We start from the raw sequence: 20,725 nt of genomic DNA on the forward strand, positions 1-20,725 counted from the left end.
TATGAACATCGTAACAATGGAAGATATTAATTACTTAGCACAGCAATCATCGGGACGAATCAATATGATTTTGTCAGGCATGACAGCACTAATGAATGATACTGATAACAAGGTCACAACGATGGAATCACAAGGTTGGTTTCAGAGAATGGTAAAAACAGTAACAGGAAAGAATAAATTTACGCTAGCGGAGATACGGCAAAATCATGATAAGCTTAATGCATATATGTCTGAAGCAATCGCAGAATTGTATAACAGGAATTGCATAGACCACGAAATCATGCTGAGTTTGGGCACACAGTTAAATGAGCTGTATGCTGATCATCTGCAGCTTAAGCAAATGTTGGGTGCTTTTGTTAGAAAACTGAATGAAAAAATTGATAGTGTAGATTCTTTCCATATGCTAACAAGGGAAATTGATCAAGGTGTATATTCAGTCTATTCTCCGCTTGTTGCAATTTGTAAGGTCATATCTCAGTTCGATAAAAGAATACTAGAAGATAACAGAAAGTTAGATATTCTTAAAAGAAGTCTTATATTACAGAACATAATAAACAACGAAGAGATACTTCTGACAGATTATCTCATGAGTATTGTAGATGTTCCCATAGATGAAATGGGTCAAATTTATATGGAACTCGGTACAATTCGCGGTAATTTTATGTCCAATCTCATATTGGGGATGGTGGAAAAATATCATTTTTTACCGGATATGGCAAGAAAGATGAAAAATAAAAAGAGCTTAATTGAAGAGATAATCAGTGAAGAAAAATTGGATGATTCGATTGCATTGTCAATAAGTGAAATATACGATGACTTTGTAAATAGTAAAATTGATGTTAAAAATGGGCTAATTCCTATTGCAGAAGTACAGATTGATTCAAAATTGGAAGAAGCAGAAAAACTGTATTTTGATTGCATACTTGATGAAGCTTTTGAATTATTTAAAACGCTTGCGGAAAAAGGTAACGCAAGAGCAATGTATTTTATGGGTGAATACTATGTTCAGCCATATGGACATGTAGCTAGAGACATTGAAGAGGGTAAAAAATGGAGACAACGAGGACATGAGTTAGGAGATACTTTATCATCAATAAATGTTGCTTATTCTCTTCCAAAGGATTCTCAAGAGCGTAATGAAATATTTAATAAAATGCTTGAACCGACTTTAAGATTGGCTGAAAGCGGGGACATTTTTGCTCAAAATGAACTTGCTGACTTATATATTAGTGGTTATGGAACAACACAAAATACAGAAGAAGGATTAAAATGGTTAAGGAAATCTGCGGAAGCCGGATTCTGGCGTTCTATAGACAAATTAGGAGATGCCTACTATAACGGTACTTTGGTGGAACAGGATTATACACAAGCAATGGAATATTACGAGAAGGGAGTACAAATTGGATACGCTCGCTCAGAACTAAACCTTGCGTATTGTTATTATTACGGTAAAGGAACGGATGAAGATAATTCTCGTGCTTTGGAATTGTTTAAAAAGGCGTATGATCATGGGAGCGGTGAAGCGGCTAGCATGGTTGGTTTTATGTATTATAAGGGATATGGAGTATCGGCTGACAATGAACAAGAATTTATCTGGATGAAACGCTCAGCAGAATCGGGATATGCTCTAGGTCAAAGTAATCTTGCCAATTGTTACGCTTCTGGAAGAGGGACCGCTCAAGATCATACATTAGCGAAGCAGTGGTACATCAAAGCTGCAAAGGGTGGTAATGATTATGCGGCTACCGAAGTTGGTAAAATGGAGATGGACAATAATAATTATGCTGAAGCTGTCAAATGGTACAGAAAAGCTGCAGAAAATGGCTATGCTGATGCGCAGAATCGATTGGGTGTACGTTATACCAATGGACAAGGTGTAGAGAAAGATGATTATGAGGCATTTAGATGGTATGTGAAAGCAGCAGAACAGGGGCATATGAAAGCTCAAGGCAATGTAGGGTATTGTTACCATTCGGGAGATGGTGTATCTGCTGATGATGATAAGGCTAAAGAATGGTTGAGGAAGTCGGCAGAACAAGGAAATGATGATGCTATTAATTGGTTAAGCAAATGGTATGGCGAAGGATCAGGAAGTGCAAGCAGTTCTTCAACAAGTAGTAGTTCTGGAACTATTACAAAAAGCACTCTTGAGTCAATTAAAACTTCATGCGAGGTTTTTGTGATGATGCACGATGAATCAAAATATGATGTGTCATACAAATTAAAGCAAACATTAAATATTGAGCATTGTGATGAAATATACTTAGCGCATGATGATACTTTGTTCAAAAGTGGAAAAAATGGTTTTGCAATAACAAGCGATGGTATTTATTGCAGAGAAATGATGAGTTCATATACAAATCATGTTTCGTTTTACGAATTAAATAACGCATCAAATATTTATTGGCGGGATAGTAATGTCTATGCAGATGGTAATGTTTTGGCATATTACACAGGTTCGAATTCTGATAAAGACGATTTGGTTAGTATATTTGAAAAAATAAAAATGTTCGTGAGAATTGATTTATTTTAACTATATTGAATCATTGCGATCCATATGTTAGTCAAATCGTTATTAATTTGAAAAGTCATGATAAAATAAAGCTTGTTAACTCAGCTTGGCCGCTGCATGGCGACCAGCATAGCATTCAGAAAATTTTTTGTAATATGGAACCATTTGATTTCATCTGCGGTCTTCTTTATAGAGGTGAAGGCATTGACGGACCGGTGGGATTACTTAAAGCATCTGGCACACGGTTATGATCGGAGTATCGTGCTTCGTGACTTGATGGATTCGTTCGGAAATGATGTGTGGAACTTTGCCTATTTTTTGACGAATCGTTCCGATGCTGCCGACGATATATCACAAGAAGTATTTCTTGCCGCATTTAACGGCTTGTACGCTTTTCGGGGCGATTGCTCGGTCAAAAGCTGGTTACTGACGATAACGAGGAATAAAGCGCTTCATTATCTGCAAAGCGCGTTCATCCGCAAAGTGACTTTGACCGACAAACTCAAAAGAGGGAGCTCTCCTTCGGCAGAGCAGGTGGTATTTGATCGTCTCGATAATCATATGGTTTGGAAAGCCGTGATGCAGCTGCCCCGTAAATACCGGGAGGTATTAGTGCTCGATTTTCATTACGGTCTGAAGCAAAAAGAAATCGCCATCTTGTTAAAAGTGTCTGAAGGTACGGTGAAATCAAGATCGCATCGAGCGAAGAAACGGATGAGCGACCTATTATCCCGTGAGGAGGAGGTGTAGAGCATGTGTGAGGAAAAACCGGCTTGGGTCAAAAGCATGGCGGATCCGCCTTTTGCCAGTCGTCAGTTTACAGCAGATTTGAAGTACAAGGTGCTGCAGCGTGCAGGTGAATCGAAGCGAAACCTTTATTCTATCCTTCCCGCCATCACTGTGCCGATAGTGATAGCTTCACTTGTTATCGGTTGGCCTCAATTGAAAGACGAAGTGCTGCCTTTAAAGCTCGAATCAAAAGACGAAATATCCGGCAAGTTGACAGTTCGGAATACGTATTACGATCCATCGGGACGGCAGTTATTTACAGTGTATCCTGAGCCGTATGCGGAAGCGGGTAAGTCTTCGGGATATATGTTTCATTTTGATGAGCCGATGGAAACTTATTTGGGAAAAATGCTGACGTTTCAAGCCGTTCATCCCCAATCGGGCATCAAGATGACGTTATCTTCCGAAGTCATTACAAAACCAAGTCCCGGTTATACGGGACTGGAGCGATACACAACCCGTTTTGTTTTACCGCTGGCAGGGATGTGGGAATTAACTGTGCTGCTGGACGATAAACCATACGGCATTGTACAACTGCTTATGCTCGAACCTTCATGGGATATTACGCCTGAGTTTCAATCGGGAACTTACTTGATGCGTGGGGTAGAGAAAAAGCTGGGGATCATCGATGCCGGGTTTATGGCCGGTAAAACTCAAAAATATATGTGGCATTTTTGGGGAAACGATAACCTGCTTAACGGGCCTTTTGAGGTGAAAGCGATAAAAAAAGGGACAAATAAGCTGGTCGATGTGTACTCCTCAAACCAGTTAAGCTCGGCAAATGCTTTAGCCGGTGAATTAAACGGAGCCGACCGGCACATCGTTACCATGATGAGTTTGCCTGAGGCAGGGCGTTGGCGGCTGCTTCCTTACGTAAGGGGACGGCTGCTGGATACAATTGTCGTCGACGTGTCGAAGTAAATGGTGATTTGATCGTTAAGCATCTAATGGTATAATATGGAATAAAATCAAGCTGAAAAATCCGTAAAAAGCGAATGCCGAGGCAGAGTGAGGGTTGGTTGACCACAGTCGTGCGACGCAGGGATGCGCGCCCAGGATTCGTGCGCGTTGGAAAATAGCTGCGAGGAGGCGAATTCGTTTAGTGAGAGTAATCGATTTGTCGTTACCGATTGCGGACGGCATGCCCGTTTATCCCGGCGATCCGGAGGTAAAAGTCAAGATAAAGCACACATACGAGAGTCACACCTGGGAGCTGCGGCAGCTTTCGCTGGGCAGCCATACGGGAACACACGTGGATGCGCCTTCGCACATGCACCCCGGCGCGGCGACATTGGATGAACTGCCGTTGGAGTGTTTTTTCGGAGCATCCCAGGTAGTGCGAACCGATGACCCCGCTTGGCCGGGAGGCCGGGGACTGTTTTTCGCCGAAGCGGCCGGACAAGATTGCTTTGACCGGCTTGCTTTGCTGCGGCCGCCGTTTGTTGGCGGCGAACTGTCTGAAGAATTGGAGCGGTCGCTGCTCGGAATCGGAATTTTGACGTATACAGGGCTGCAGGGCTTGGAGCGTCTTCCCAGCGGAACCGATTTTATGTTTTACGGTTTTCCTCTGCGTATCGCCAGCGGCGACGGGTCCCCGGTTCGGGCCGTTGCGGTGGTGGAGGCTGAACCGGCGGCTGGTGAGGAATGAATGCGCTTGCTCGAGAACGTTAGTGAGGAGTTGCCGGCCGCTTCGGGTTTGGAAGGGGCCAATTTAATAAGTTTGACATCAAAGCCATCCGGATACGGGTGGCTTTGAACATTTTAAATGATCCGGCCTGAATCTCCAAACCTTTCCCCCAGTTAATGTGGTGCTTCGTGTAGGGACAAGTAAATGATACTTTACTAAAAGTAATGATTGACATACCCCTTGGGGGTATGGTAAATTGAATATACCCTAAGGGGGTATGTTGTTGTGCGTTATTCGCCACTGCAGCAGCAAAATGAAAAATTGGGGTCAGAGGAGAATCAAGTATGAAGTTGTTATTACGAGTTGTTGTTTTTGCATTGACGTTTGTTATCCTATTCGGAGGGGTGGGTGCGTTTGGGTATATTCGCTCCAATCATGCCTATTGGCTTCCCGCTCGACAAACACCGGTGCCTGCCTTACAAGATGTGAGTATTCCTGAATATGATCCGAAAAAACCAACGGTAGCCGTCCTTTTATCCGATCCGACGACAGAAGTGTTTGATTTTATCGTTCCGTATGAAATGTTCGCGATGACGGAGTCTTATAACGTATACGCAGTTGCCGCGAACAAAAATGTGAAGACGCTCTCCGGCGGTTTGGATCTGATGCCGCATTATTCGTTTGACGAGCTGGATCGATTATTGGGCAAAAGTCCCGACCTTATTGTGATCCCGGCCATGCCGATGGTTGACGAAGCAAAGTACCAACCAATCCGCGAATGGATACAAAAACATGCCGATACGAAGCTGCTGAGCATTTGCGCCGGAGCTATGAATTTGGCCGATACAGGTTTATTAAAAGGGAAAGCAGCTACTACCGACTGGAAAAGCTTTGATTATCATGAAGTCGATAAGTATCCTGAAACAACATGGAGAAGGGACGTGCGTTATGTCGCAGACGGTAACATCGTCGCTTCAGCAGCCCTTACTTCGGGTATCGATGCCGTGCTCTATGTAATCTCACAGCAATTAGGCGAACCTATGGCCGAGAGCATAGCGACAAAGATGAACTACCCTTTCTATCAATTTGTAAAAAATCCGAAAATAGATCCTTATTATGTGGATCGCACCGAATGGATCTTTACGTTAAACCAGGCGTTCCAATGGAACAAAAAAAGCGCAGGGGTATTGTTGTATAACGGGATGGATGACGGAGCGCTCACAACCATTTTTGATACCTATGCCGCTTCCGCAACAACCAAGGTGTACACCGTCTCGGACGCCAAGCAGCCTATCGTTACGAAGTATCATCTTAATCTTGTCACCCGGTATCAAATGGCTAATGTACCAAAGCTGGACCGAATGTTTGTTCCGGGGGTGGAGGCCGAATCTTGGGCTGCGGAAGATCTCAAACAGTGGAATGCAAAGGGAAAAAACGCGGCGCCTGAGTTTATTCACAGCGGCTCGGCTGGAAGATTTATTTTTGACGCTCCGCTTGAAGATTTGGCCAGACAGGAGGACATCCTCACCGCAAAATATGGCGCCAAGCGATTGGAATACCGTGCGACCCATCTAAACTTCGCAGGCAAACCGTTTTCCTATGAAGCTTTTGGTATACCCGTATTGCTTAGTTTAGCGGCACTGTTAACCGCTTGTTATATTGACAGACGATTCATCGTAAAATGGAGCAGAGGCCGCCGTCAACCGTTATGATGACGTTCATAAGTGGAAATAGGAACAGCAACAACGGCAGTTTCGGGAAATGAACCGGCTGCCGTTGTTTTATATCGGCGGACCTGATCTTCCGATTTGCATCCGTGTGATGATCCATGTGATGTGAAACTGCTAATAAATGTGCAAGTCCGGCAAAGATTTTTGCATGTTGCTTTTCTTGTTTTAATAATACAATGAAGTCGTGTTCAGGATAGGAGTGAACAACAAGCTTATAAAACGGAGGGAAATATGGACAACAAACTGCGGATCGGGATCGTCGGCTGCGGCCGGCACATGTTTGAATTTTTATATAATTGTTTGCGATGGGCTCACCCGGTGTCCGTCGTAGCGGCATGCGATATCGACGAGAAACGTTTGGACAAGTTTACGGGGCATTACAATATCCCTACACGTTATACCGATTTTAACGACATGTTCGAAAAAGAATCGCTGGACGCCATTCTTTGCGTGATTAACCCGGCTATGCATTATGAGGTGTGTAAAGCCGCCATGCTTGCAGGCATCGATGTATTCGTGGAAAAAACACCGTGCGTCAGCACTACGCAAGCTGAAGAGCTGCTGCAAATCCAACGGCAGACAGGCAAAACCACGATGGTCGGCTTCAACCGCAGGTTTACCACCTCTTACGTCATGGCCAAGCAAATTTCCGAATCTCCCGAATTTGGCGGGGTTCATATGTTTCAATCGCAGTTTAACGCTTCTCCGTATAAATCGGATGCCGATTTTAAGCTGAGCCATATTATTCATCATTTTGATTTGGCGCGGTTTATGCTGGGGGAAATTAAACTGACGCATGCGCAGCGGGTCATCTTGGACGATACGATCGGCCATACGCAGGTCGGCTACACCATTTCGTTTCAAACGGAGCAAGGGACAATCGGGTCGATCCAATCCGGCTCGCTGCTTGATGAAATGTATCCGATGGAGCGGCTGGAGCTGCTTGGCAATAAACAAAACATCGTTGTCGAAAATATAAGAAATTTCGTGTATAACCGTCCCCCTGGAACAAGGAGAGAGCAGTTCCGCCCGTACAACATGGTTGAAGGCGGGGATGCGCTGGTATGGAACTCCAGCCTGGGACTGTATCCCCGCTTTTCTTATTACGGATACGAAGATGAAATCTTTTATTTCATCGATTGTTTGACCCACGGCCGGAAGCCGGAGCCGAATTTTGAAGATACGATTCATACGATGCGGCTGCTGGACGATTTGGACGCGCTGCTGCAGTAAACATGTGCCGTCAGTTCGCGGCGAAACGGTGAAGCGGGAGGGTGACTGTCACTTCGGTTCCGCCGCCTGCGGCGGCAGCGTAGGTCAGCCGGTAATCATCGTTATAAGATAACCGGATGCGCTCCCTGACGTTTTTGATGCCAAAGCCCCCTTTGCCCGTTGAAATCAACGTATCTTGATTTAATTGCTGCAGTTTTTGCGCGGGCATCCCTATACCGTTGTCATACACGAGGAATTGGAGCGATTCCTCGATTTTTTGTATACGAATGGCGATGTACCCTCGATATTCGACATGACGTATGCCGTGGGTGATCGCGTTTTCGACTAGCGGCTGGAGCAGCAGCTTCAAGATCAGGCAAGCTTCAAGTCCTTCCTCCAGCTCGATATGGTAGTCGAATTTTTCATTGTACTTCATTTTTTCAATCGCCAAATAGCTGTTAATATGTTCAAGCTCTTCGTCTACCCGGATCACAGATGCGCCGTTACTTAACGAAATACGGTAGAAGGCACCAAGCGATTTAGCCAACTTGTAAATATCATCGGTACGCTGCAATTTGGCCAAACCGCAGAACGATTCCAATGTATTGTACAGGAAATGCGGCTTAATTTGCGACATCAGCAATTCCAGCTCCAGATTGCGCTGTCTCGCCGCCGCTTGTTTAATTTCTTCCGTATAGTCGGCAAGACGTTCCATAATTTTGACGAATGTGCGGCTGAACAACCCGATTTCATGCGGCGCTTTCATCAGCGCATGGATATCGCCGGGCAAGCTCCATTCCGATTTTTTATCGAAGTTGAGCGCTTGCAGCATATGAGTAAGTGTTTTGACAGGCCTCAGCATCCGCGACGAAATAGCGACCGAAAGGGCGATAATGATCGTGCCGGCTACTCCGATATAAATGCTCATAAACTCCAGCACCTTGCGGCTATTTTGGTTTATTTCCATCGTTGGGACTGCATTGATAATATACCAGTCTTTATAATGCGATCGGTATTTGGATACATGGTAAGACTTATCTTCCAGAGTGACTTCATGTTCGTCCCCGCTGACGCCGGAAGCCGTGTCGTCAAACTGCCGCATGACCGCGCCAATATCGGTGGTGTCCGTACCGAAAATAAGCTGGCCGTCCCCGGTAAATACATAAAACTTCCGATCCCCGGTCACGTTGTTCGTCAAAATCCGGAACAGGTGATTAAGCTCTATATTGATCTGCAGCACGCCGGACTTTTCCATCGAAGAGTTGTCGTAAAAATTCATATAGACCGTTAAAAAACGCGGCTTCCTTGGCGGATCGCTTGGTGATCTTGTCGGAACCCAATATTGGGTAAGCGCTGGAAGCCGGCTGATTGTATCAAACTGCGGCAGAGCGGCCAGCGAGGATTCCGCTTTTTTTCCCTGAATGCCGTATTGCAGCGCCGTTTGATCGTCTTTGTACACATAAACCGAGTCGATATAAGGGATCGTCGATAAAATATTGCGCATATACAAATAACTGCTGATCTGGTTGTCCACATATTGCGGATGCGCGAAATTCGGAAACGAGCTGACCAGCATGCTGATTTCATTGTTGGCGTACATGCCTTTGGCCAATCTTTCGATATCCTCGTGCATTAAATTGATATCGCGGTCGAGCACTTCGGTTGTATAATTGATCGATTGCCTCGTTTCCTTCAGCAGCAGGTCCGACACGATATTATAGGTGCCGCTGGCGAGAGTGAGCAGGGAGACCAGCACGATAGCGACCAGAACCAGGTGGATACGGAACAGGAGTGAGTGGAATAATCTTTTCATTTGACCCTCTTATAGTCGGAGAACGACACCTGGAACGTCTTTTTAAAACATTTGCTGAAATAGACCGGATCCCGGTAGCCGACTTTCTCGGCAATTTCGTGAAGCTTCAAATCATACTCGTTCATCAAATGCACCGCTTTATTCATTCTTAACGTATTGATGTATTCGTTGAGTCCGACACCTTGCACTTTTTTGAACCGGTGGCTTAAATAAGAGGCGGAAACAAACAGCTTGTGCGACAACTGCTCCACGGTCAGGTCCGGATCGTCCAGCGACTCGAGGATTAAATATTTGGACTGCTGGATCAGCTCGTCTTTTTTCGTGCCATACTCCTGATAATAATCGACGGACAGCTCTGTGATGAGGGTAATGACCAGCTTGGCAAGCTCCTCAAGTGTTTCCGTCTGCCGCACCACTTCGAGCTTCAGCGATTTTTGCGCCAGCTTGTGTGCCTCCATACCGAGGATTTCACTGGCAAACCAATAAGCGGCTTCTTTAGTATACATCCGTTCATCCGCAAGCACGGCAAAATAATCTTTGAGAAGCGAACGCAATTCGGCAGTTTGCCCGGAACGAATCATAAAGGACAACTTCTCTTTCGGAACGGATACATAGCGGATTTCGGAATCCTGCGGGTAGAAGGGCTCCTCTGCTTGAACAATGCTCCCGTGCCCGCGGAAAAACTTGCGTGACAACGCGTTTGCCGCCGCTTGATACAATGCGGGGACAGAGCCGTAACCTGCGGATGCCGGGCTAATTCCCGCCGACAGCGGAAGCGATGTCAGCTCCTTCACTTGTGCCGCCCAATCTTGAATCGTTCCGGGTAAAAGAGGATCGATCGCATATGCGGAGCCGACGATAAAGGCCATTTTACCGGGTTCGGTTACGGAAGCGGCATGCCAAGGGAGACCGGACTCGCTCAGGAGCTTCTTGCCCAGCTCTAACATGCGTGTGATGGTTTGTCCGTTAGCTTCGTCATCTCCGGCGATGGAAGCCGGCAGTTCAGCCACGATGCACTGCATATGATCGGCAGGCAGGGTGATTTTGTACTCATCAAGCGCTGCCGCAACCTGGTCGGGCTGCAGTTGGCCCTTCAGCCATTGTTTGACTAGTCCGCTAAAACGACTGGCCTGCCATTCCGATTCCGTTTCGCTCCAGCGGTCGAGTTTGACCCGCATTTCCGCCCGGGCCGCAATTTCGCCTTTGACCCGCAGCACCGTTTCCAGCAAAGCTTCATCGTTGATAGGTTTCAATAAATAATCAAAGACTTTATAGGTCAATGCCTGCCGGGCAAATTCAAAATCGTTGTAGCCGGATACGATAATCGTACAAATATGGGGATGGAGGGTATGCAGTTGTTTGGCAACCTCAAGCCCGCTCATGATCGGCATATTGATGTCGACGATGACAAGATCCGGGCACGTATCGGCAGCCAGGCGCAATACCTGCTTGCCATTCTCCGCTTCTCCGGTTATCCGATAACCATGAAGGTTCCAATCCAGTGCATTTTTCAGCATTTCTCTAACGAAATACTCGTCGTCTGCAATGAGTACTTTCAGCATTTTGTGTCCTCCTCCGTATCGTTGCTTCATTACTATAGTAAACGTTGGAGTCCGGAACTTACAAGCCGATTTTGCATCTATTTGAAACTGCTAATAAATGTACAAGTTGGGCAAAGATTTTTGCATGTTGCTTTTCCGCTTTTAATACTACAATGAAATCATGTTCAGGATGGATATGGACAAACAGATGAAAAGGGAGGATAACAAGTTGAAGAAAATAGTTTCGATGGTCATTATGTTCAGCATGGTATTTGCCATTGCAGCCGCTTGCGGCGGCCAAAGTGCGGTACCGCCGTCCAAAGGGGAAAACTCGGCAGGAAACGCCAAAACGGCGGAGGGCAAAAAAGTAACGATCCGTTTTGCCACAAACTATGTGGCTAACCAGCCGATGGGTCCGATGCAGCAGCAAATTATCGATCAATTCAAGAAGGATTACCCTAATGTGACCATCGCTATGGAGGAGTCGGCCGGCAACGATCTTCAAACGAAGATCAAAATGGATGCGGTCAGCGACAGGATTCCCGATGTGTTTAACTACTGGCGGATGGACCCGGTGTTCGGACTCGACAGCATCGCCAAATCCGGTCAATTGGCCGACCTGAGCGATTGGGTGAAGACGGACCCGGCGTTTAAAGATTTGTTTGACGACGATTTTTGGAAAACGGCTTCGCTTGACGGCAAAACGTACGGTGTACCGATCGTGATGTATTTCATGCAAATGTTCGTTAACAAGGCGATCTTGGACAAAGAGGGCATCCCCGTACCGCAGTCGTTCGACGATCTGCTCGCAGCGACCAAAACGCTCAAAGCAAAAGGTTATGTGCCGTGGGGGATCAATACGCAGGCCGACAGCTTGGCTAACCGGCTGTACAATTACGTCATGAACGGGATGCTGACCAACGAAAGAGCGCTGAAAATGCATTCCGGACAAGAATCGATGAACGTGCCTGAAGTAGTCAAAGCGCTTACGCTGCTTAAGGAGCTTGTGGTCGGCAATATTCCGGAGGATGCGGTAGCGCTGAGTACGGATGCGGTGATCTCGAAATATATCAATACCGAAAAATCGGCGTTGTTTGAGAGCGGGTCGTTTTCCACGCCGCTGATCAAGCAGGAAATCCAGGACAAGATGGTTGCCATTGAGTTTCCGCTGATCCCGGGAGGCGCGCAAAAAACAAAAACGATCGAAAAAGATTTGACCAATTTGTATTATGTCAGCGCCAAGGCTTGGAACGATACGGATAAACGGCCTCTCATTCAAGAATTGCTGAAAAGACTGACCTCCAGAGATGCCGGCAAGCTGTATGTCGAGAAGGCCGGGCAAAATGTGCCGATGAAAGGCGTTCAAATCGACCCGACCAAGGTGGGCAGACTTGCTTTTGACGCGCAGAAGATAGCGGCAACCATGCCTGCGAACAAATGGCTTAACGCTGTGATGAAACCCGATCAAAGGACGAAATTTGAATCGAAGATGGGCGCCTTTTACGGCGGGCAATATACGCCGGAGAAAATGGCGGAAGAACTGAACGCCATCTTTTACAGCAAATAAATAGTCAGAAATAATAGCCGGGCCTGCGGGCAAATTGCCGCTTGATCGAAAGCCGCCATTTGCCCGCTTTTCATTCGGCTGACGGAGGTGAGCGGGGAGTTGGGCATACTTGCATTTCGGAAATCGGTCCTGTTGTTTATTCTCCCGAGTTTGTTGATTTACGGGTTGTTTTTTATCGTTCCGTTTGCAGAAACGTTTTACTACAGCTTTTTCGACTGGAATGGGATCGGAGAGAAGACGTTTCTAGGTTTAAAAAACTATATGGATTTAAGCCGGGATCCGTTGTTTCTGAACGGCTTTTGGCGGGTGCTGATGTGGGCGCTGCTGGCTATCATCATCAAAGATGGCATCGCATTGGTGTTAGCCAGCGTATTGCGCAAACCGATAAAAGGCTCCAAATGGTTTACAACCCTGTATTTTTTGCCGGTTGTCATCTCGACCGCAGCGATCGGGCTGATGTTTTCCTTGATGTACGACAAGGATATCGGTTTGCTGAATATGTTTCTTAAATGGATTGGGCTTGGCGAATGGTCAAGAAGCTGGCTTGCCGATGAGCATACGGCATTTTTTGCGGTGATTGCCGCTCCGATTTGGCATACGATCGGTTATTTTTTCATCATTCTTCTGGCTGGCATGCAAAATATTCCGGAGGATGTGTACGAAGCTTCTACAATCGACGGCGCCGGGGCTTGGACCCAGTTTTGGCGCATTACGGTGCCGCTCATCTGGCCGATATTGCAAATCTGCATGATCTTGTCGATAACCGGGGCGATGAAAAGCTTCGATTACGTATTTATTATGACAAAAGGCGGTCCCGGCAACGCAACCCAGGTTCCTGCAACCTACATGTATGAAACCGTATTTGTCGGCATGAAATACGGTTACGGAACAGCCATCGCCATATCGATCTTTTTGTTCAGCTTGTTGGTTACCATGCTGTTCCGGACGCTGACGACACCAAAGGATTCTTAATCATAAAGGGAGACGGGAGCATGACTAACAATGTAAAAGGGAATGCCGGGATCGCGGGCAAAATCGGCACTGTCCTTAAGTATGCGGGCTTGATCGCTTATGCGTTGACAACGCTGTTTCCGCTGCTGTGGATTTTCAGCATATCGTTCCGCGACAACGACCAGATTTTTACAAGCATAAGGCTGATCCCGGAATCGTTTCAATTAACGAACTATAAGCAGGTAATCATGGGCAGCAACATTCCGCTGGCGTTTTGGAATTCCGTGAGCATCACTGCGGTTTCCATTGTGCTTTTGCTGTTCTGCGCACTGACGTTGTCGTTTGCGGTGTCCCGTTTCCGGTTTAAAGGGGCGACGGCGGTGTATTTGTTTTTTTCCGCCGCCGTGATGGTGCCGACCGTGACCATTTTGCCGATGACGTTTAAGTTGTTTAACGACCTGCACATATTTGGCATGAAATATTCAATTGTGTTTGCATACGTGATCTCCGAGCTGCCGATTGCGATATTTCTGATGGTGATGTTTATGAAATCGATCCCGCAGGAGCTCGACGAAGCTTCCGTCATCGACGGGTGCAGCATTTGGCAGCTGTTTTGGCGGGTGATTTTGCCGCTCAGCCGCAACGGGATCGTGACGATTACGATTCTTGCTTTTGTCGCCTTCTGGAACGAATATTTGACGGCGTTGGTGATGCTTCCGGACCGCGCCAACCGGACGTTATCCGTCGCTTTATCGTTTACGAAAGATGAAAACAGCGTGAAGTATGGATTGATGGCGGCATCTGTAATGATCGCGGTGATTCCAATGATATTGTTTTACGCTTTGGTCAAAAACCAGCTGGTGAAAGGCATGGCTCTAGGGGCCGTCAAAGGGTGAGGAGGTTTGCGAAATGAGCAAGCGTTTGGTAATTGACGCCTACGCGCATATCGGGCTGCCGCGATTCGGATCGGCCGATGATGCGATCCGGCATATGGACACGCACGGCATCGACCGCTCAGTGGTAACGCTTGGCCCCAAGGTGCCGGATATCGCATCGCTTCTCCAGGCGATCCGCCAATTTCCGGACAGGCTGCGCGGGATCGGGATTCCTTTTGGCGCGACTTCCGAAGAGCGCCAGCAACTTGTGCAAATCCAGCTGGACGGCGGGGCCATCGGCATACGCCTCGATAAACGCGAGGCGCTGGATAACCCCGGCGTACTGGAGCTGATCGGGGAGCGGGGCCGCTGGGCTTACGGCATTGACCCTTGTCATAACGGCCGCACGGCCCGTGTGTATGTGGAGTGGCTGAACCGATATCCGCAGGCCCGGCTGGCGGCGCCGCATTTTCTGAAGGCGGGCTTCGATCCGGACGACGTCCAGCAAGCGGGCCCCGAAATTCGCGAGCTGCTGCGGCACGAGCGCTTCTATGGCATTCTCTCGCGTCATGGCGCGATGGGAAGCAAGATGGTCTATCCGCACCGGGATTTTGTTCCATGGCTGCGTTTTATTATGGAGCATATGGACGCGAAACGGCTGCTCTGGGGCAGCGAATATCCGGTACTCTATTGGCGCAACGAAACCGTTGACGAAGCATTGGAATGGCTCCGGCATGCACTTCCGGAACTGTCAGCGGATACGTTTCACGCTTATTGCGGCGCCAATGCGGCGGTACTGTTTGCGGATATGCCCGCGTCGTCGCCGGATACCGCCATCCCGGTCTGGGTGGCGGAGCAATTCGAATATAACCGGCCGGTTCCGCTGTTTCCGCGCGGACTGGATATGCCGGTTCATGTATACGCTCCGTTAATGGAGCAATATTTGCTGCACAAACAGACGGACAGCCAGCTCCGTTTTGCCGATTTTGTGCTGTCACGGTCTGCAGGGCTGAAACCGACACTTATTGACATTGAAGGGAGCTAAAGTTTATGGAATATGCAACATTGGGGAAAACCGGGGCCGTCGTAAGCCGGATCGGCTTCGGCGGGGCTACAGCCGGCTTGAAAAACTACTTGGAGCGGTTTGATCCCTCCGATGCGGACGACAGGAAAAAAATTTCCGGCGCGGTGGAAAAGGCGCTTTCGCTGGGCATCAATTATTATGATACGGCGCCGGGTTACGGCGCGGGAGAAAGCGAAGACATCCTTGGAGCGGCATTGTCGGGAGTGAAGGAAAGCGGGTCGCATCCGCTGTTTATTGCTACAAAGATCAGCTTTAAAAACCGCGCGGAGCTGCGGCGGTCGGTTGAAACCAGCTTGAACAGGCTGCGGCGGGACCGGATCGAGCTGCTGCAAATTCATGGAGGCTCCTATACGCCGGAGGAAGCCGACGCGATTCTTGCTGACGGCGGCATGGCCGAGGAAATGCTGAAGCTAAAGCAGGAGGGGCTGGTCCAATACATCGGTTTTACGAGCGAAGACAATAACGACGCCGTATACCGTTTTATCCGCAGCGGGGCATTCGACACGATGCAAATTTGTTACAATTTTATATTCCAGCATGCGTATGAGCCAAGCCGGCCGTTTGGCAGCCTGCTGGAGGCAGACCGTGCGGGCCTCGGGATCATCACGATGCGAACGCCGACCTCCGGCACGTTCCAGCGCTGGATTCAGCAGGTGAATCCGGTCAATACGTTTGATTACACACCGGCGCTGATCCAGTTCGTATTATCCAACCCTTATGTAGACGTCGCTTTGATGGGCATGCGGGATGCCGATATTGTCGTCCAAAACGCGGCCATTTGCGACGATTTGAGCGGTCGTGTGAGCTTGGATGCAATTCATTCGCGGTATGTGTAAGCCGCAACGTACAAAGGAGGCAGCAAAATGAGCCAAAACAACAAGATGTGGTATCAGAAACAGCTGAGAATTTTACAGACGGTGCTGCGAGAGCCGGATGTCGTCGATTACGACGCCCGGGCCGTCGTTCGTTATATGGAAGAGATCCGCGCCAATTGTATCGTCGTCAACGGCGGCGGCATCGTCGATTTTTTCCGGCATGACCTGTTCAGCGCCAATCCGAACCCGTTTATGACCAATGAGGATATATTGCGGGACTTAACCGAAGCTTGCCACGAGAAAGGAATCAAGGTAGTGGTGCGCGTCGATTTCCGCGGTGTCGATAAACGTATCTACGAGTTGCGCCCGGATTGGTTCAGCGTTACGGAGAAAGGCGAGCCGATCATCCGTGAAAATCCTTTCCATTCGCCAATATTTGCCCCGTGTTATCAAAGCACTTACCGCAACGAGCATGCGTACCAGTTTATCGAAACATTGCTTCAGCGGTACGATATCGACGGCATTTGGGAAAATGCATACACGCAGGAAGGCATCTGTTATTGCAAAAGCTGCTCCGACCGTTATCGCAAAGAGGTGGGCAAAGAGCTGCCACGGGGCGGCGAATTCGCCAGCCCGCTCTACGACGAGTACAGGCAGTGGAAAGCGGACTGCGTGATGGAGCATTTAATGGATTGCCGGAATGTGGTCAAAAAATACGGCGAGCATAAAGCGTATGCAGCGGAAATTTTCGGCCTGTACCATGACCGCTTTAAAACGACCGGGCACGATCTGTACGCGATCAAAGAACACTTCGATTTTCTCGTTACGCCACTTTTTAACGCCGGCCACGAACCGATGAACGGGCCGTCCACACTGATCAAATTTTTAAAAAGCTTGGCGCCTGACAAAACGCCGGTGATGTTGTTTGGCCATTTGGGCACCAACAATCAGTTGCGCTACGTATCTTCCGCTTCGCAGGAAACAAAGCTGTGGATGTGGGAGGCGGTCAGTGCCGGGGGTTCGTTCTGGAATTGCGTGTTTAACGGCCAGCATCCTGGCATGACGTACGATCAAAGAAATGCGCTGCTGAGTGCGGATGTATTTGCGTATATGGAGCGCCACGAAGATTTGCTTACTCGGCAGGAAGCCGCCGCCGAAGTGAATGTGCTGTATTCGCGGGCTTCCAATGCGGCATTGGGCAATCCCGACCGCGCCAAAGATGCGTATTTGACCCACTTGATGGGCTTGGAACAAGTGTTAAACGACAACCATATCCAATATCGTCTGCTGACCGACGATAAGTTAAGCGCAGAGACGTTGTCCTCTGCTAAGGTATTGGTGCTGGCGAACGCCGGCTGCTTGTCCGATCAGGAATTGGAGCTGATCCGCAACTATGTGCGGCAGGGCGGCAAAGTCATTGCCACAGGCGAAACGTCGCTGCGTGATCCGGACGGGACACCGAGAGCCGATTATGCGCTGGGGGACATGTTTGGTTGTGCTTATACCGGCATTGCAAAGGATGTTTCGCAGTTCGGCTATCAATATGTCAGAGCTGCGCATCCGCTGACCGCCGGGTTCGAGCAAACCAAGATGCTCGCCAATTGGGGACAGATGTCCCTCGTCAGATTAACGTCGGAAGCCGCGGAAGCGCCGGTGACGTATGTGCCGCCCATTTTCCCTCAGCCCCCAGAGCGTTCCTGGCTGAGGAGTTATGAAACGGAATATCCGACGGCGATTGTCAACCGGTACGGCCAAGGAACGTCGATTTTCTTCCCGTACGGCGTTGACCGCAACGTCTGGCAGCACGGCCATAACGATTTCGGCCAGCTGCTGATTAATGCGCTGCATATGCTGCTGGACGGACAAGTTCTCGTTTCCTCGAATGCGCCGTGGAGCGTGCATTTAAGCCTTAACCGGTGCGGCGATGAGACAGGGGAGTATATTGTTCATGCGGTAAACACAACTGCGGCTCCTCGTCGTCCCATCCTCAGAACCGTTCCGGTTTATGACATAGATATCGAGCTGACGCTTCCAGCAGATGAGGTGGCTGAGGTTAAGCTGCTGAAGGGCGATGCGGAGCTGGAATGGTCCGTTGCGGAAAAAGCGCCGGACGGCCATCTGCGGCTCCGTCTTCATTTGCCGCAGATCGTGGAATACAGCGGGATTTATATCCGCACGCGATAACAAGCGCAGCAGCGATTGTGAAAGTGGTACGTTATGGCAAATGCATCAAACAGATAAAATAAAAATGCTTCAAGGAGCTCCCTTTGCACGCAGAGGGAGCTTTCTTTTTGCACGGAATCATCATATGCGGAAGAGCGGGCTTAGCCGCCATGATCCGCTAGATTCATTCATACAGGCAGAAGTTCCCAACGCAAACGATAGCTGCTGTGCTATAATCCATATTGAAAGCGTTTTTTTCAAAAGGGGGGTGCTGCATTGAAGTTTGTACAGCTTTTCGGCGGGAGCAGACCGGTCATTAAAAATACGCTGTCGCTGAAAATCATTATGACGTTTTTGCTTGTGATCATCTTTGCCACATCCATTATCAGCATTATTTTTTACGTGCAGGCAACCAAGTACATTAACAGTCAAAACGAGCTGCATAACAGGAACGTAGCCAAAAGCATCAGCAAAGGCATCGATCAATACATCGAAGATATGGACCGGTTATCCAAAATTATTATCGGCAATCCCGAATTGCAGCGGATTTTACTGGAAGGACAAGCTCCCGATTATTTGCCGGAGCAGAAATTGAAAGATTTCGACTACATCACGAATCTGGTTCTCAGCTTCACTTCGATTCGCGACAGTATCCGAATTAACATTTACACGCAAAATAAAAGCTTGTTTTATACGGGGTTATTGAGCAGTTATGATTTTGGCACGAATCTGGATTCCGTGAAGTGGTTTGCGGAAAACGAACGAACCATTGACACCACGGGCAGCCTCATCATACCGCCGCAGGAGTCTTCCGTCAGCCAGCCGACCCCGATCTTCGGCATGATTCGCGCGCTCAAAAAAATCGAGACCAACGAAGTTGTCGGTTATATTACCGTTACATCCAGCATCAGGCAGCTGAACAATCTTATTTACGATAACAACGTATTTACGGACGGGGCCAATATCGATATTGTGGATGAACGCAATCATGTTTTAAATTCCGTACATATGCTGAAAAATGAAACCCGTACGGAAAGCGTCCGGCAAACGTCGGAATTGACCGGCTGGACGACGGTCATTTCGATTCCGTCCTCGTACTCGCGCAACGGTCTCATGAATGTGCAGAGCGTCAACAGCTTTTTTATGTGGATTTGCAGCCTTGTGATCGTGGGCACGTTCGCCATCGCCATTCTGTTGTCCCGGCATCTGATGAAGCCGATCAACCATTTCGTCAAAGCGATGAGGCTGGTCCGTAACGGCAACTTCGACATTTCCTTAAACGAGAAGGGGCTCGATTTTGAAATGCGGCAGCTGTACAGCGGATTTAACACGATGATTCTTGAAATCAAAAAACTGATACATCATTTATCCGACGAGAAGCTGCTGGCCAAGACGGCGCAACTGGAAGCGCTGCAGTTCCAAATCACGCCCCATTTTTTGTACAACACCTTGCAGACGATGGAGGCGTTTGGCGAAATCAAGGATGTTCCGGAAATTCAGACGATGGCGCAATCGCTGGGCAAGCTGTTTCGTTACAATATTCACGGCAGCCGCACCGTACATTTATATGAGGAGCTGGAATTAATCCAAACGTATTTTAACATCGAACGCATTCGCTTTCGGGACAAGATCGTATGTCAGATAGAGATTGACGATCCGCTTCGCCATTGCATGGTGTTAAAATTCGTGCTGCAGCCGATCGTTGAAAATTGTATTTTGCACGGCTTTAAACATATTAACTATCAGGGGAGGGTGTTAATTACAGGACAAATTGTAAACGAGCGGCTGATGATTCGTATCCAGGATAACGGGAAGGGCATGAGCCATGAACGATTGACCTATATTAATGAAAGGCTGCAGCAGCTGCGGTCGTCGGATCAGCCTGCGAAACACGACGGATTTGTCGGTGTCTTTAATGTTCATAGACGCTTAGTCAGCTTCTACGGGCCGGAGTTTGGTCTGCAATTCAAGCACGGCGAGCAGAGCGGCACGGTGGCCGAGCTGGCGATACCGGTGCATATCGATTAAGGAGCGGAGGGAAACGGG

The 20,725-nt window shown here is 48.1% G+C and carries 15 protein-coding genes; 13 read left to right on the forward strand and 2 right to left on the reverse strand.

Features of this window, described 5'->3' with window-relative positions:
* Window position 1: 1 nt before the first annotated feature.
* The 6 genes from EYB31_RS12825 to EYB31_RS12850 all read left to right on the forward strand — a co-directional run bounded on the left by EYB31_RS12825 (window position 2) and on the right by EYB31_RS12850 (window position 7,891).
* On the forward strand, window positions 2–2,533 hold the full coding sequence (locus EYB31_RS12825) for a tetratricopeptide repeat protein (protein WP_131013728.1): 2,532 nt from the start codon (window positions 2–4) through the stop codon (window positions 2,531–2,533).
* A 183-nt stretch (window positions 2,534–2,716) separates the two neighbouring features.
* On the forward strand, window positions 2,717–3,262 hold the full coding sequence (locus tag EYB31_RS12830; RefSeq protein ID WP_240762377.1) for an RNA polymerase sigma factor: 546 nt from the start codon (window positions 2,717–2,719) through the stop codon (window positions 3,260–3,262).
* Window positions 3,263–3,265: 3 nt separating this feature from the next.
* The gene (locus EYB31_RS12835; protein ID WP_131013729.1) at window positions 3,266–4,222 is read left to right on the forward strand and encodes a DUF4871 domain-containing protein; all 957 of its coding nucleotides are present in this window, start codon (window positions 3,266–3,268) and stop codon (window positions 4,220–4,222) included.
* A gap of 181 nt (window positions 4,223–4,403) precedes the next feature.
* Window positions 4,404–4,949: a cyclase family protein gene (locus tag EYB31_RS12840; RefSeq protein WP_131013730.1), complete on the forward strand. Its 546-nt coding sequence runs from the start codon at window positions 4,404–4,406 to the stop codon at window positions 4,947–4,949.
* A gap of 323 nt (window positions 4,950–5,272) precedes the next feature.
* Window positions 5,273–6,640 (forward strand): DJ-1/PfpI family protein, encoded by a 1,368-nt coding sequence (locus EYB31_RS12845; protein WP_131013731.1) that lies wholly within the window; start codon window positions 5,273–5,275, stop codon window positions 6,638–6,640.
* A gap of 249 nt (window positions 6,641–6,889) precedes the next feature.
* Complete coding sequence (locus tag EYB31_RS12850) at window positions 6,890–7,891, forward strand: Gfo/Idh/MocA family protein (RefSeq protein WP_131013732.1); 1,002 nt, start codon at window positions 6,890–6,892, stop codon at window positions 7,889–7,891.
* Between the two features lie 10 nt (window positions 7,892–7,901).
* Here the strand turns inward: EYB31_RS12850 and EYB31_RS12855 are convergent, their stop codons facing one another.
* Both EYB31_RS12855 and EYB31_RS12860 read right to left on the reverse strand, forming a co-directional pair.
* Window positions 7,902–9,683, reverse strand: coding sequence for a sensor histidine kinase (locus tag EYB31_RS12855; RefSeq protein WP_131013733.1), 1,782 nt, complete (start codon window positions 9,681–9,683; stop codon window positions 7,902–7,904).
* Window positions 9,680–11,245: a response regulator gene (locus EYB31_RS12860; protein ID WP_165452386.1), complete on the reverse strand. Its 1,566-nt coding sequence runs from the start codon at window positions 11,243–11,245 to the stop codon at window positions 9,680–9,682. The genes EYB31_RS12855 and EYB31_RS12860 overlap by 4 nt, the downstream gene beginning before the upstream one ends.
* 208 nt (window positions 11,246–11,453) lie before the next feature.
* Here EYB31_RS12860 and EYB31_RS12865 point away from each other — a divergent pair, with 208 nt between their 5' ends.
* The 7 genes from EYB31_RS12865 to EYB31_RS12895 all read left to right on the forward strand — a co-directional run bounded on the left by EYB31_RS12865 (window position 11,454) and on the right by EYB31_RS12895 (window position 20,707).
* Window positions 11,454–12,791 carry an ABC transporter substrate-binding protein gene (locus EYB31_RS12865; protein ID WP_165452387.1) on the forward strand — a complete coding sequence of 446 codons (1,338 nt, stop codon included), beginning with the start codon at window positions 11,454–11,456 and terminating at the stop codon, window positions 12,789–12,791.
* 99 nt (window positions 12,792–12,890) lie between these two features.
* A complete protein-coding gene (locus EYB31_RS12870) occupies window positions 12,891–13,763 on the forward strand; it encodes a carbohydrate ABC transporter permease (protein ID WP_131013736.1) in 873 nt (290 codons plus the stop codon).
* A 20-nt stretch (window positions 13,764–13,783) separates the two neighbouring features.
* The gene (locus EYB31_RS12875; protein ID WP_131013737.1) at window positions 13,784–14,638 is read left to right on the forward strand and encodes a carbohydrate ABC transporter permease; all 855 of its coding nucleotides are present in this window, start codon (window positions 13,784–13,786) and stop codon (window positions 14,636–14,638) included.
* 13 nt (window positions 14,639–14,651) lie between these two features.
* Window positions 14,652–15,662 (forward strand): amidohydrolase family protein, encoded by a 1,011-nt coding sequence (locus tag EYB31_RS12880; RefSeq protein ID WP_131013738.1) that lies wholly within the window; start codon window positions 14,652–14,654, stop codon window positions 15,660–15,662.
* Between the two features lie 5 nt (window positions 15,663–15,667).
* Window positions 15,668–16,537 (forward strand): aldo/keto reductase, encoded by an 870-nt coding sequence (locus EYB31_RS12885; protein WP_131013739.1) that lies wholly within the window; start codon window positions 15,668–15,670, stop codon window positions 16,535–16,537.
* A gap of 27 nt (window positions 16,538–16,564) precedes the next feature.
* Window positions 16,565–18,700, forward strand: a complete 2,136-nt coding sequence (locus EYB31_RS12890) for an alpha-amylase family protein (RefSeq protein WP_131013740.1) — start codon at window positions 16,565–16,567, stop codon at window positions 18,698–18,700.
* Window positions 18,701–18,955: 255 nt separating this feature from the next.
* A complete protein-coding gene (locus tag EYB31_RS12895; RefSeq protein ID WP_131013741.1) occupies window positions 18,956–20,707 on the forward strand; it encodes a sensor histidine kinase in 1,752 nt (583 codons plus the stop codon).
* Window positions 20,708–20,725 lie beyond the last annotated feature (18 nt).

It is taken from the genome of Paenibacillus thalictri (genome assembly GCF_004307995.1).
In the GTDB taxonomy this organism is placed as follows: Bacteria; Bacillota; Bacilli; order Paenibacillales; family NBRC-103111; genus Paenibacillus_AF; species Paenibacillus_AF thalictri.